This window comes from Tolumonas lignilytica (assembly GCF_000527035.1).
GTDB classification, from domain to species: Bacteria; Pseudomonadota; Gammaproteobacteria; order Enterobacterales; family Aeromonadaceae; genus Tolumonas; species Tolumonas lignilytica.
Genome location: NZ_AZUK01000001.1, coordinates 253,206 through 267,116, shown reverse-complemented (window position 1 = coordinate 267,116; position 13,911 = coordinate 253,206). Strand labels below are relative to the sequence as shown.

Genomic DNA, 13,911 nt, shown 5'->3' with positions numbered 1-13,911 from the left:
TTTGAACTGGAGAATCTACCCAACATATGATGACTAAGCAAGTCCAACCAGTGAATGTAATCTACGGAAAAGTGTGCTGAATAGCCCATTTCTGCGACCTGAGCCATTCAGATCGTCTAATCGTTGCCGGATCCGGCCAAAAAGTGTCTGTTCATCATCAATTGAGCCCGCAGGGCAGCCCATTAGTAATTCAACGGCTTCTTCTACATGGCTGACCGGGTAAATATGGAATTGTCCATTTTTGACCGCATCAATGACCTCATCAGACAAGATTAATTGCAGGCGATTGGTATCAGGAATAACAACGCCTTGCTTACCATTTAAACCTTGAATGGAACAGACACGGAAGAACCCTTCGATTTTTTCGTTAAGACCGCCAACCGGCTGAACATTCCCAAACTGATCCACGGCGCCGGTAACGGCCAGATGTTGGAAGATGGGTTGTTGAGCCAGTGCAGAAAGCAGGGCACACAAACCGGTCAATGCGGCACTATCCCCATCTATTTCGCTATAGGATTGCTCAAACACCAGATTGGCGGAAAGCGGTGAGGGGTTCTCTGCACCGAACAGTGTGGAAAGATAGCCGTGAATAATCATCATGGCTTTGGCATGAATATGCCCGGCTAATTCTGCTTTACGCTCAATATCGGAGACATCACCATCGCCCATATGTACCGTTGCCGTTAAGCGGACGGGTTCACCAAAGTCGTAAGGGTGCCCCATGATCTGAATAACCGAGAGCCCGTTGATTTGACCAACAACTTCGCCTTCTGTTTGCAGCAGGATTTGCTCGTCTACAATGCCTTGGTCAGATTGTTCAACGATGTAGTTGAGTCGATATTCCTGTTCTGCCAAAGCGGCTTTAATATGCTGCACGGCAACCAATTCCGCGCCTTGCTCTGTCGCAATGCTATTTGCCAATTGCATCAGTGCGACCAGTTGGTTTTCTGCCAGCGACAATATCCGTTGATGTTCACACAGACGGCATGAGAACCGCATCAATTCTTTAATCGCTGAAGTGTCAAAATCCAGTAAATTCCAATGATGACGAATATGACTGAGTAAACCGATGAACAGATCCTTTGTATCATCTTCATAAGGAAATTCAGTAACCAAATCAGTACGTAAAAAGGTTTTTTCAGAAAATTCATTATCCAGCAGGTTAAATTCTGCAATAGAAACCCGATCACCCACCAGAATTAATTTGATATCCAGCGGCGTCACTTCCGGCTGGAAGAAAGGTGTTTGTGGCGGCGTATCTTCGGGGGATGACCAATCCAGATATCCGGTCGTCAAGGCATTATGCAGCTTGAACCAGAGCTGCGGTTTCATGAGTAATTCGTCGACCGGAATGATCAGATAACCGCCATTGGCTTCGCGCAACAGTCCAGGTTCCAACAGATGATGGTTACTGTATACGGAACCTTGTTCTGTGACGTAATTGATGGCGCCAAATAAAGAGCGCCAGGTTAAATCACGGGCATAGATAACCGGCGGTTGCTGTTGTAGCTGATGAATCATCAGATTCATTAAGATGGGATGCGTAAAGACACCATCTTGAGCGACGTGGGCAGAGAGTTCGGTGAGATATTCTGCTATTTTCTCGTCATTGTCTTGTTTTCGCAGGATCTTGTTTACCAGTGCTTCTGCGTCGAGACGTAGACGGAGCAATTTGAACAAATCGTCCAATAATTCACAGAATTCCAGCCCTGAACCTGCTTTCAGTTTTAACCAGATCGGCCGAAACGGGTTTTTCAGGTTTTCGGTATAACAAAGGTCAAAACTTCGATTATACGGGCTAGGGCAGTCATCAATCAGATCCATAATGACCTGTTCGTAGTTAACGCCGGGATAACCGCTTAACAACAAGGCAGGACAACTTTGACTGGCCGTATTGAGACGTAAAATGGCCGAAGCGGCGCGTTCCTGCGTCTCTGCAAAACTAATTGGTTGAACAGCGGATAGTTTTTCACACGACAAATCTGAAAAGTCGGGAAGAAGGGCTTCAGCAGCTAGTTCTGTCACTTAGATTTAATTCCTTTGTAATAGACATTAGTAATTATACCTAACCCCGCCAACAAACCCATCTCTTCTGTTCAACTTGTAATTGGTTGTTTTGTAATTTGCTTACATAAATGAAATTAAAACGATATAAATCACTGTCATAAAATGATCTGAAGCAAAAAACGCGGTAATCAAGTTGGTTATTTAACCAAAAAATTATTTTTGTTCGTAAAAAAATTACAAAAACTGCTGGACATTTGTTCTATCCGGATCAAATATACTCATATTGACTCAGCATCTGCTCTGTCTTCGTGTTTCCTTTGTTGTTGTGTGTTGTTGCCCCCAGGTGGTTGTCGGTGATTCACCCCCACTAAAACCAGTTGAAAGGGCTTTCTTTTTGCTGATATTGTCAGTGCCTCGTTTTTGGGGGTAACCGAAAGGTTACCCCTTTTATTTTTCTCGGTTTTACGACATGAATGCATTTCAACGACTCAGACGGCAACGCATTGCGGTCGCTACCCGCCCGTTTCAGGCAAGAGGTGGTTCCATTATTCGCTGTGAAGGCTGTGGTTTGGCCGAAATTCATTGCGCTTGTGCACTGAAACCCACGGCCATACCTGCGGCTGATTTTTGTCTGCTGATGTATGACACGGAGCCGATGAAACCATCCAACACCGGCCGGTTGATCGCCGATGTATTTCCTGAAAATACATCGGCATTTATGTGGTCTCGCACTAATCCTGATTCGGATTTTTTGGCGTTGTTACGTAATCCGTTGTATTCACCGGTCGTTGTATTTCCCGAGAGTTATGTCAGAGAAGATGAGGCGCGGCAGGTTCTGATATCGGCAAACAGTTTATCGAAACGACCACTTTATATATTGCTGGATGGTACCTGGAGCGAAGCACGGAAAATGTTTCGTAAAAGTCCGTATCTGGATGGATTTCCGGTTATTTCTGTTCAGCCGGATACATTATCGGCTTATCGACTCCGGGTGGCCGCGCATGATAACCATTTATGCACTGCAGAAGTCGCGGCTTGCCTGTTGCAGCAGCAGGGAGATCTTGCTGCTGCAACTGTACTGCAAGACTGGTTTTCTGTATTTCGGGAACGTTATCTGATGCTTAAATCCCGACATAAAAAAGAATAATCATGTGTCATCTCGTTCTGTATCGGGATGACGAATACATCAGCTCGTGATCCATTGGAGAGCCTGATCCAATTCTTTTTCTGCAAATACCTGAACCGGACAGGGCATAATCAAGCCAAAGAATTGGGTGGTTCCGGCAATCCATTCATGATCCGTCACGAGCGCTACTTTTTCCCATTGCTTAAAATGGGACAATCCTACTTTCATGTCATCCCACATGGCGCCTGCGGAAAAACCGGTGAACGCAGAGCCAAGCTGATATATCACCCGGATTTGTTGATATTTGCTGAAGGATGCTTCAATTGCGGGGATAATCACGGTTTCATAATCATCGGCGGTGACTTTCCCTGAAGCAGAGAATCCGACAATATTGTCAGGAAGGTTGGGTAAAAGTTCGATCATGGAAAACTCCGACAAGGCCATATCTACTAGAAAGTATAATCACTCCGAGAGAATTCATGGATGAAACCGGCAATGTTACATTTTTAAATTGATAGTCGATTCATTAAGCCATCATTAGAGGACATCATGACTAGTATTGAGCACCAAATTCAGCGATGTGCAAAAATCAATTCTGCAGTATTCGATATTGTCTATGAAGACATGTGTCAGAATGATGAGGTAAAGAGTATTCATGCTGTGGTTTTGGCATCATGTATTGATGAGCAGGGTGAATTCAAACTGAGCCCATGGATCCCGGCACCACTAGTGCCGCATGTACATAAAGAAGACAGTCTATGGTTTGTGACGCTGTCGCTGACGCCGATGGCGATGAAATATTTCATTCATAACGAGAACGTCATCAGTTTTGAATGCAGGATTCAGAATGTGGTGACACAGATTTCCTTCAGTACGGATCAATTGATCAGTTTGAATGGCCTGAATGGCAAGGAACTCGTCGATACGCAACCGTTTCACTACTTCGTAAGGGAAGAGGAACCAATCGATTCTGTCGAACCTCCGGTCAAAAAAAGACCGTCATTGTCGGTGGTAAAGAACGATTGAACCGTGGGGTTACACAGAGCTAGAAGCGGCGGTTTCTAGTTCTGTGTAGATATTCGTTACATTTCAATGTGTTTTGAATTAGAGCGCAGCTCATTCATTTGATGGTAATGCGGAGACGTTAATTTCATTAGTAAATTTAACACTGCACGCGCTATCAATTAATCAGCGTTGTAAATTGCTGGCTGGGTTGTTGTTTTTATCTTTAGCTGGTGGCAGAAAAAGATCGTTTAAGCACTGTTATTGCTGAAAAACATCAGGGTCTATTAAGTAATAAACCCTGATGGTGATTCAAAATCAGAGTGATTCCGTTATTCCGTCATCGTTAATCACTTCTTTCTTTTGGTATGCTTCGGCGCTTAACCCCAACAATTCCTGCACCGTTGATGCGATGGTAATCGATGAGACGGTACCCACTAATACCCCGATAAACAGTGTAAAAGAAAAAGAAAACAGCGCTTCGCCACCAAATAACAGTAATGCACTGACGGTAAATAAGGTGGTTCCTGAGGTGATCAAAGTTCGGCTGAAGGTGGCCTTGATTGCCTTGTTTGAACATTGATAAATGTCTGTCGCCGTAGGGCTGCGCAGTAAGTCGCGTAATCGATCTGAGATCACGATACTGTCATTGAGCGAATAACCGATGACGGCCATCAGACCAGCGATGACATTCAGATCAAACTCGATTTGCATCCATGCCAGCAAACCCAAAGCAATTACCGCATCATGTAAAACAGACAGTAATACCCCAATCGCTTGTCGCCATTCAAACCGGAATGCCAGATAAACCGAGATCGCGACTGAAGCCGCTAAGAGCGCTAATAACCCTTGCTCAAAGAGATCAGCGCCGACCTGAGGCCCGACAATGGTCGTTTTACTTAATTCAACCGGCAGATTTAAATCAGCACTGATTTGCTTCACCAATTCAGTGGCAACAAAGCCATTTTCCTGCGGCGGTAATTTCACCAGCCACTCACCAGGAATGCCGTTGTATTGCAACTGCACAAAATTCGCTAATGATGAATTAAGAATGGTATTTAGCTCGGTGGCACTTTTTAAGGTCTGAATTTTAAGTTCCAGCAATACACCACCGGTAAAATCAAGACCAAGGTGGAGCTCGTAGATAGAAAGAATAATGACGGAAAGCAGGGTTAGAATGACAGAGAGCATCAGCCCGGCATAACGGTAATGGGTTAGCGTTAAAGTACGAAATAGATTCATCATGTTATACCCGCAGCAGTTTCAGGGAGCTTCTTCCCCAGATAGGATTGATAATCGCTCTGGTGCCCCAGACACCGGTGATCATGCTGGAAATAAGACCTAGGATCAGCGTAATAGCAAAGCCTTGCAGAGGACCTGAACCAATGCTGTAGAGCACAATGGCGCTGATCAGCGTGGTAATATTGGCGTCAAAAATGGTGACAAATGCCGAGCGATAACCAAAATCGATGGCATTCGCCAGACTGCCACCTTCGCGCAGACGATCTTTAATCCGCTCAAAAATCAGCACATTCGTGTCAACGGCCATCCCCACCGTAAGCACTAACCCCGCAATGCCGGGCAGCGTTAATACTGCTCCGGGTAAGAGGGCTAACAAGCCAACTTGCATCAGTAAGTTCGTGATCAGCGCGACGATGGCGACCCAGCCAAAGCGGCGATACCACACCAGCATAAACAGCATCATGCCGACCATACCGAAGGCTAAGGCACTGAATCCGGCTTTAATATTTTCCATACCTAACGTCGGGCCAATCGAGCGTTCTTCGAGTATCTTGAGTGGCGCAGTCAATGCACCGGCTCGCAACAACATCGACAGCTCCTGTGCTTCGCTCAGACTATCAAGCCCGGTAATACGGAATTGGTTACCCAATGTAGTTTGAATGGTGGCAACATTAATCACCTGACTGTTGGCCTTTAATGAACCATCAGGCGCATTTTTATATTCAGTAAACACCGTCGACATAGCCTGACCGACATTATTTCTGCTGAACCAATTCATTTTATCGCCACCGGTTTTATCCAGCACAATGCTCACTTGTGGACGGCCCATTTCATCGGCACTGGCGCGCGCATCGACAATATGTTCACCACTCAACACCGGTTCACGCATCATGTTGATGTTACGAGCCGATTTATCCTGTAGCTGGTAACTTCCTGTATGACTCACCTGATAAAAAGCTAATGATGCGGTGGCACCAATCACATCTTTGGCTTGTTTCGGATTGTGAACACCCGGCAGTTCGATCCGGATACCATTTTGCCCTTGGCGCTGCACGGAAGCTTCGACGATCCCAAGTTCATGGATGCGCTTTTTCAGGATCGACAGATTCTGCGTCACGCCATTGTTGATCAGAGTATTGCGCTCCGTTTCGCTCAACCGCAGCGTTATTCGGTTATCTTCGCGTTGTGAAATCCAAGGGTTAGTCTGGCCTGTGGTTTCCTGACGGATAATCTTAAGCCAAGGGCTGATTTCCTGTGTGGTTGGTAACGTGATCTGCACTTCATCGATATTGGCGGTGATTGTTGTGCCGCGTAAGTTCTCTTTTTTAAACTCAGTGCGTAGTGTATCGGCAAGATTACGCGTGTGATTTTTAACGATAAAGTCGGTATCCACTGCCATTAACAGCTGAGAACCACCGCGGAGATCGAGTCCTAACCGGATCGGCGCGGCACCCAGCGATTGCATCCAACCCGGTGAGTCAGAGAAAAATTCGAGAGTGAGTTGACTACTATCATAACCATTCAGTTCTAGTAGTTGTTTGGCTCGTTGCTGATCGGCTTGTGACGAAAAAACCAGTAATGTTTTATCTGCCGATTGAATCACCGTTTCCGGTGAGATCTGATTTTCCTGCAGAATATTTTTATCGTTGCCAGCCCATGCCTGTTCGTAATGCAGGCCCAAGGCTGGTCGTTCGCCAAAGAAGGTGGGCAGTGAATAAAAGCTAAAAGTGATAAATATCAACGCTAAAAGGGCATATTGCCATTTGCTCATCCGGTTTTTGATGAGACTTTCATTTTTTTTCATCATAGTCTGATTCATATTTTGAGATGAAATAATCGCTACGCCGACGTGAAATCAGGCACAGAGCGTTTATAGACGTACAGTGAAAAAATTAGTTTCTGGAATGAGAAAAGCGGAACTGGAGATTTTTAAGGTTCCAGTAAGCAGCCGGAAAACAGGCTAGCGCACTGGCATTGTATTTTTGTAATAGCGGGGTGATGAGTAGAATTAACCCGGCCAGCAGCAGTGCGATGACATCGCCGCCCCAGGTTTTAACTAAATCAAACAGTACCGGTTTTGATTCGTCATCATCATTGATGACAGAACTCAGGCGTAACCGTAATTGCTGATTACTGGTAATAAATTTAAATGTGCCGAGATTATCAGCCAGTTGTTGCTGGGGGGTGATTGGCGATACGGATGACGACAAGTCGATTTTTGCCGGATAAAACGCATGGGTGCACAGCGTCAGTCCGAGGACGAACGCGATGACGAACCACTTGAATTTATCCATGAAATACCGCAACTAAACCCCGTTAACTACTTTCAAGCTATCACAGAAATGATAGCAAAAATAAGCTCATATTCGTTAGGCTAGTTTTTTGCTGCTAAGGCTAATTTCATGCCGAGCGCAATAAACAGTGTGCCAATCATCTTATTCAGCCAAAAACTAACGGTGTGACTGACTTTGAGGCGTTTACTGGCCAAAGAGGTAGAAACGGCCAGAAAATGACACCACAACATACTGTTAAAATTAAAAATCAGACCAAGAATGATGAATGCCAACGCTTTGCTGGAGGCATCGTGATTGATAAATTGCGGAACAAAAGCCAGGAAAAACAGGGCTACTTTAGGATTTAACGCATTGCTTAAAAAACCTTGCCAATACACTGCCCGCATGGAAAGAGGGGCCGTGAGTAATGATTTTTCTTGTGATGCTGCAGCTGAGTTAGTTTTTGATTTCTGAAGCAAGGCTACAACGCCGATATAAGCAAGGTAGGCGGCACCGATATATTTTACAACGGTAAAAGCCGTGGAGGAGCTGGCCAAGATTGCAGATAAACCTAAGGCTGCGGCCAATACATGCACGAACACACCAGAGCCAATCCCTAATGAGGCGATACTACCTGCGCGCCATCCGTGGGAGGCACTTTTGGACATGATCAACAATGAGTCTGGGCCAGGCATTACGTTGAGTAAAAAACCAGAGATGATGAATAGCGTGAGATCGTGAATTCCAAACATATCAGTGCTCCCGTATGACAGAGATGCTTAGGCTAACATCAAACAGTATGCGGGATCTGTTCTTTCTTTATTTCATTCGTCTTCGCGGTTGTCGCGTTTTCCGCGGCGGGCAGATCAAGCACTAGCGTTGATTCTGGTTTAGCACAACATGTAAGTACCTCTCCGGCAGGAATAAAAGCCAGTGGCAGGGTAGGATAACTCACTTCTCCAGACACCAGCTTACAGCGGCAAGCACCACAATAACCATTACGGCATTGATACTCGATTTGATGGCCGGTACGTAACAAGCCATCCAGCAGACTTTCGCCGCTGGAAAGCTTAAACGTGGTATGCGGGGTTATTATGGTCACTTTGCCCCGTGCGACACTTTCCCGTTTCATTGTGTCAGATTTTTTCCTATCGCGTGATATTCACGCAAGATTACAGCAGGAAATCACCAAGATCATCCGGGTTTACTTCAGCATCGATCTGACCTACCAGATAAGAGCTGATTTCGACTTCCTGCGGTGCAACTTGCACGTTATCAGAATTCAGCCAAGTGTTGATCCACGGCAGTGGATTCTGACGATCAGCATCAAAGGCCAACGGCAAACCAACCGCTTGCATCCGCACGTTAGTAATAAACTCGACGTACTGGCACAGAATATCTTTGTTCAAACCGAGCATAGAGCCATCTTTAAACAGATACGCTGCCCACTCTTTTTCTTGTTCCGCTGCTGTTTTGAATAATTCAAAACACTCGTGGTGCAATTCACGGGCAATTTCAGCCATTTCCGGATCATCACTGCCTTCACGCAGAATGTTCAGCATGTGCTGTGTACCGGTTAAATGCAGTGCTTCATCGCGGGCTATCATTTTGATGATCTTGGCATTACCTTCCATAAGCTCACGCTCGGCAAAGGCAAAAGAACAAGCAAAACTGACATAGAAACGGATCGCTTCCAGCGCATTTACGCTCATCAGACACAGATACAGTTTCTTTTTCAGCTCGCGGCGTGAAACCACCACGGTTTTGCCATTGACCAGATGCGTGCCTTCACCCAGCAGCTGCCAGTATTGAGTCAGCTCAATCAGTTCATCGTAATAACCGGCGATATCTTCCGCACGTTTGATGATTTGTTCGTTGACCACGATATCATCGAAAACTACTGCCGGATCATTCACGATATTACGGATGATGTGGGTGTAGGAACGAGAATGAATGGTTTCAGAAAATGCCCATGTTTCGATCCAGGTTTCCAGCTCTGGCAGGGAAACTAATGGTAACAATGCCACATTGGGGCTACGACCCTGAATAGAATCCAGCAGAGTCTGATATTTCAGGTTGGAAATAAAAATATGCTGCTCATGCGGTGGCAGTGCCTGATAGTCGATGCGATCTTGCGAAACATCTACTTCTTCCGGGCGCCAGAAAAATGAGAGTTGTTTTTCGATCAGGCGCTCGAAAACTTCGTATTTTTGTTGGTCATAACGTGCCACGTTAACGGTCTGGCCAAAAAACATCGGCTCTTTGCGGGCATCGTTCGGTTGTTTTGAGAAAGTGCTGTACGCCATTATTCTATTCCTGCTTATAAGTATTAAGGCCTCTCAGTGAGAGGCCATATATGCTTAAATCTTACATGCCCCGCCGGCACAATCGTCAGCTTGCGCAGCTTGTAACTGCGCATCGTCAGCACCGTCTCGTGTGTTATGGTAATACAGTGTTTTCAGACCATATTTGTAGGCAGTTAACAAATCTTTCAGCAATTGCTTCATCGGCACTTTATGGCCATCAAACCGGCTTGGGTCATAGCTGGTGTTGGCAGAAATCGCCTGATCGACGAATTTTTGCATGACACCGACTAATTGCAAGTAGCCATCATTGTTTGGTTGGTTCCACAATAACTCGTAGTTATCTTTCAGTTCCGTGTAATCAGGCACAACCTGACGCAAAATGCCGTCTTTTGATGCTTTCACGCTGATCAAGCCACGTGGCGGTTCAATGCCGTTGGTGGCATTAGCGATCTGGCTTGAGGTTTCAGATGGCATCAGTGCTGTCAGTGTGGAGTTACGCAGACCGTGCTGTTTGATTTCGCTGCGCAGTGTTTCCCAATCCAGATGTAATGGCTCTTGGCACAGGTCATCCAGATCTCGTTTGTAAGTATCGATCGGCAGAATACCCTGTGCATACATGGTTTCATTGAAACGCGGGCAAGCGCCAGATTCTTTGGCCAGTTTTACCGAGGCTTTCAGCAGGTAATATTGGATTGCTTCGAAAGTACGATGCGTCAGACCCAGCGCTGAACCATCGGAGTAACGCACACCGTTTTTCGCCAGATAGTAGGCGTAGTTGATAACACCGATACCTAACGGACGACGCCACATTGCACCATTATTAGCTGCTGGAATTGGGTAATCCTGATAATCCAGCAACGCGTCTAGTGCACGCACTGCCAGTTCAGCCAGTGGTTCCAATTCATCCAGTGATTCGATAGCACCTAAGTTAAATGCTGACAGCGTACACAAGGCGATTTCGCCTTTTTCATCCAGATAATGATCCAGTGCTTTAGTTGGCAGCGCGATTTCCAAACACAAATTGCTTTGGCGGATCGGCGCAACCGCTGGGTCAAACGGACTGTGTGTGTTGCAATGATCGACGTTTTGAATGTAGATACGACCTGTACCGGCACGTTCCTGCATCAGCAATGAAAACAGTTCAACAGCTTTGATCTGACGTTTACGGATCGCTGGGTCTTGTTCATATTGCAGATACAGACGTTCAAATTCAGTCTGATCCGCAAAGAAAGCATCGTATAAACCTGGTGCATCGGATGGCGAGAACAGCGTGATGTTACCGCCTTGGATCAGACGCTGATACATCAGACGGTTGATCTGCACACCGTAGTCCATGTGACGAACGCGGTTTTCTTCCACACCACGGTTATTTTTCAATACCAGCAGTGATTCGACTTCCAGATGCCACAGTGGGTAGAACACAGTGGCTGCACCACCACGCACGCCGCCCTGAGAGCAACATTTCACTGCAGTCTGGAAGTATTTATAGAATGGAATACAACCGGTGTGGAACGCTTCACCACCACGAATTTCACTCCCCAGCGCACGAATGCGGCCGGCGTTGATACCAATACCAGCACGCTGAGAAACATAACGCACGATAGAAGAGGCAGTTGCATTAATGGAATCTAAGCTATCGCCACATTCAATCAACACACAAGAGCTGAATTGACGGGTAGGGGTACGCACGCCTGACATAATTGGTGTCGGCAGCGAAATTTTGAAGGTAGAAACCGCGTCGTAAAAACGTTTGATGTAATCCAGACGCGTAGTTCTTGGGTACTTAGCAAACAGACATGCCGCCACCAGCATATACAGGAACTGCGGGCTTTCGTAGATTTCGCCGGTCACACGGTTTTGCAGCAGGTATTTACCTTCCAGTTGTTTAACTGCGGCGTAAGCAAAATGCATGTCGCGATCGTGCACCAGATAGCTATCCAGCAGATCGAACTCTTCTTGGCTGTAATCGGTCAGTAACTGCTGGTCGTAACGACCAGCTTCCACCTGTGTTTTAACTTGGTCAAACAGTGACGGAGGAGTAAAACCACCATAGGCTTTTTTACGCAGATGGAACATCGCGAGGCGTGCAGCCAGGTACTGATAGTCGGGAGCCTGCTCGGAAATCAGATCCGCCGCTGATTTAATCAACGTTTCATGGATATCAGACGTGCGAATACCGTCGTAGAATTGGATGTGCGCGCTCAGTTCAACTTGTGAAACCGACACGTCTTGTAGACCTTCTGCGGCCCAAGTGACAACGCGGTGAATTTTATCCAGATCCAGTGCTTCGGTATGATTATCCCGTTTCGTGACCATCAGGCTAGCTGTCATGGTGACTCCCGTAGTTGTTTATGAAAAACACAATATGTAGTGTCTATGATGTATATAAAATACAACATAAAGAATGAAAGTGATAGCTTGACAAAAACTGGTTGATGAAAAAATTAGCAGTAAATCACAGGACGTTACAAAATAAACAGCGCGGTTCAACGCTGCTTATCAGATGAAAAATAGCAGGTTAGCTTGCCAGCCAGGCCAGCAGATGATGTGGGTCTGCTAATACAATATCGGCATTCCAACAAGATACATTTTCGTCTTGCGCGAGATAACCCCAGCTAGCAACTGCAGTCGTCATTCCGGCATTTCGGCCAGCTTCAATGTCGCGAATATGATCGCCCACATACAGGCAATTGGCCGATGATACACCAATCTGATGACAGGCATACCATAATGGTTCCGGATTTGGTTTACGCACCGGGAGAGTATCGGCACTGACTGTAACAGCACATTGTGGCAATTCAATGACCTGAGCCAGCAATGGTTCTGTCAGAAAGGCCGGTTTATTTGTAACCACCCCCCATGGAATCGCGCGGGTATTCAACCAGCCAATCAGTTCGACCATGCCGTCATAAGGGCGTGTTCCCACATATAAATGTTGGGCGTAATGATCTAATAACTGCTGTCGCAAAACCGTCAGGTCATGCTCAGTCTGCTCTGCTTCAGAAAGTCCGGCTTTAATTAATGCTAAAGCGCCATCGGATGCGGTTTGTCGGATAACCTGATCCGACAGAGGCGCTTTGCCAATCTGCGTCAGAACATGATTGGCGGCTGCACCGAGATCCGGCGCAGTATCCAGCAGCGTACCATCCAGATCAAACAACACAGCAGAGAAACGGGAACACATCATAATGGTTTTTCACAGAAAATCTGATAATTCACGGAAACGTCACCCGATAACTTAAAATGCTCGGTCAGTGGATTATAGCGAACCCCCGCGACCTTTCGGGTGAAGAGGTTAGCGCTGTCACAGCAACGGATCAATTCTGCCGGACGAATAAATTTTTTATGATCATGCGTTCCCTTCGGAACGATTTTCAGGATTTGCTCGGCCGCCAGAATCATCAACAACCATGACTGTCTGGTGCGATTGATCGTGGAAAAAAATAATTTTCCACCCGGTTTGGCTAATTTGGCGCAGGCACGTACGATAGATGCCGGGTCAGGCACATGCTCCAGCATCTCCATACAGGTCACCACATCAAACGAGGCGGGGCGTTGTTCGGCTAATTCTTCAATGGTAATGCGCTGATAGTCGATTTTCACACCCTGTTCTAACGCGTGTAAACGCGCTACCTGCAAGGGTTCATTTCCCATATCCACGCCAAGAACGTGGGCGCCTTGTTTTGCCATGCTCTCACTCAGAATGCCGCCACCACAGCCTACATCTAGAATTTGTTTGCCAAACAGACCGTCACAATGATCGGCAATCCACTGTAAACGCAGCGGATTCATCAGATGTAAGGGCTTGAATTCACCATGCGGATCCCACCAGTTACTGGCGATAGCTTCAAATTTGGCAATTTCCTGTGTATCAACGTTCATCGTGAGCTGCCCTTCATGACAGTTTGCTGTTGGAATCCGCGCATTATATCCAAGGAGTTAGCTTAAAACAGGT

13 protein-coding genes are annotated in these 13,911 nt (G+C 46.2%); 2 read left to right on the top strand and 11 right to left on the bottom strand.

What is annotated here, in order from left to right:
- Nucleotides 1-33: 33 nt before the first annotated feature.
- Nucleotides 34-2,025 carry a Lon protease family protein gene (locus H027_RS0101200; RefSeq protein WP_024870711.1) on the bottom strand — a complete coding sequence of 664 codons (1,992 nt, stop codon included), beginning with the start codon at nt 2,023-2,025 and terminating at the stop codon, nt 34-36.
- 451 nt (nt 2,026-2,476) lie between these two features.
- On the opposite strand from H027_RS0101200, the gene H027_RS0101195 reads away from it, so the two are divergent.
- Complete coding sequence (locus H027_RS0101195) at nt 2,477-3,154, top strand: tRNA-uridine aminocarboxypropyltransferase (RefSeq protein WP_024870710.1); 678 nt, start codon at nt 2,477-2,479, stop codon at nt 3,152-3,154.
- Nucleotides 3,155-3,193: 39 nt separating this feature from the next.
- Here the strand turns inward: H027_RS0101195 and H027_RS0101190 are convergent, their stop codons facing one another.
- On the bottom strand, nt 3,194-3,556 hold the full coding sequence (locus H027_RS0101190) for a SpoIIAA family protein (protein ID WP_024870709.1): 363 nt from the start codon (nt 3,554-3,556) through the stop codon (nt 3,194-3,196).
- A 126-nt stretch (nt 3,557-3,682) separates the two neighbouring features.
- Here H027_RS0101190 and H027_RS0101185 point away from each other — a divergent pair, with 126 nt between their 5' ends.
- Entirely contained in the window at nt 3,683-4,159 is a 477-nt protein-coding gene (locus H027_RS0101185) for a hypothetical protein (RefSeq protein ID WP_024870708.1), read from the top strand.
- Nucleotides 4,160-4,453: 294 nt separating this feature from the next.
- On the opposite strand, the gene secF is transcribed toward H027_RS0101185, so the two are convergent.
- The 9 genes from secF to ubiG all read right to left on the bottom strand — a co-directional run bounded on the left by secF (nt 4,454) and on the right by ubiG (nt 13,838).
- On the bottom strand, nt 4,454-5,380 hold the full coding sequence (gene secF, locus H027_RS0101180) for a protein translocase subunit SecF (RefSeq protein WP_024870707.1): 927 nt from the start codon (nt 5,378-5,380) through the stop codon (nt 4,454-4,456).
- 1 nt (nt 5,381) lies between these two features.
- Complete coding sequence (secD, locus tag H027_RS0101175) at nt 5,382-7,181, bottom strand: protein translocase subunit SecD (protein WP_024870706.1); 1,800 nt, start codon at nt 7,179-7,181, stop codon at nt 5,382-5,384.
- Between the two features lie 88 nt (nt 7,182-7,269).
- Nucleotides 7,270-7,671, bottom strand: coding sequence for a hypothetical protein (locus tag H027_RS0101170; protein ID WP_024870705.1), 402 nt, complete (start codon nt 7,669-7,671; stop codon nt 7,270-7,272).
- A gap of 80 nt (nt 7,672-7,751) precedes the next feature.
- Entirely contained in the window at nt 7,752-8,402 is a 651-nt protein-coding gene (locus H027_RS0101165) for a LysE family translocator (RefSeq protein ID WP_024870704.1), read from the bottom strand.
- A gap of 38 nt (nt 8,403-8,440) precedes the next feature.
- Nucleotides 8,441-8,782 (bottom strand): class I ribonucleotide reductase maintenance protein YfaE, encoded by a 342-nt coding sequence (gene yfaE / locus H027_RS17355; RefSeq protein WP_081741333.1) that lies wholly within the window; start codon nt 8,780-8,782, stop codon nt 8,441-8,443.
- Nucleotides 8,783-8,822: 40 nt separating this feature from the next.
- Nucleotides 8,823-9,956, bottom strand: coding sequence for a class Ia ribonucleoside-diphosphate reductase subunit beta (nrdB, locus tag H027_RS0101155; protein ID WP_024870702.1), 1,134 nt, complete (start codon nt 9,954-9,956; stop codon nt 8,823-8,825).
- Nucleotides 9,957-10,010: 54 nt separating this feature from the next.
- Nucleotides 10,011-12,287 (bottom strand): class 1a ribonucleoside-diphosphate reductase subunit alpha, encoded by a 2,277-nt coding sequence (gene nrdA, locus H027_RS0101150; protein ID WP_024870701.1) that lies wholly within the window; start codon nt 12,285-12,287, stop codon nt 10,011-10,013.
- Nucleotides 12,288-12,474: 187 nt separating this feature from the next.
- Nucleotides 12,475-13,143, bottom strand: coding sequence for an HAD-IA family hydrolase (locus H027_RS0101145; RefSeq protein WP_024870700.1), 669 nt, complete (start codon nt 13,141-13,143; stop codon nt 12,475-12,477).
- The gene (gene ubiG, locus H027_RS0101140) at nt 13,140-13,838 is read right to left on the bottom strand and encodes a bifunctional 2-polyprenyl-6-hydroxyphenol methylase/3-demethylubiquinol 3-O-methyltransferase UbiG (RefSeq protein ID WP_024870699.1); all 699 of its coding nucleotides are present in this window, start codon (nt 13,836-13,838) and stop codon (nt 13,140-13,142) included. The genes H027_RS0101145 and ubiG overlap by 4 nt, the downstream gene beginning before the upstream one ends.
- Nucleotides 13,839-13,911 lie beyond the last annotated feature (73 nt).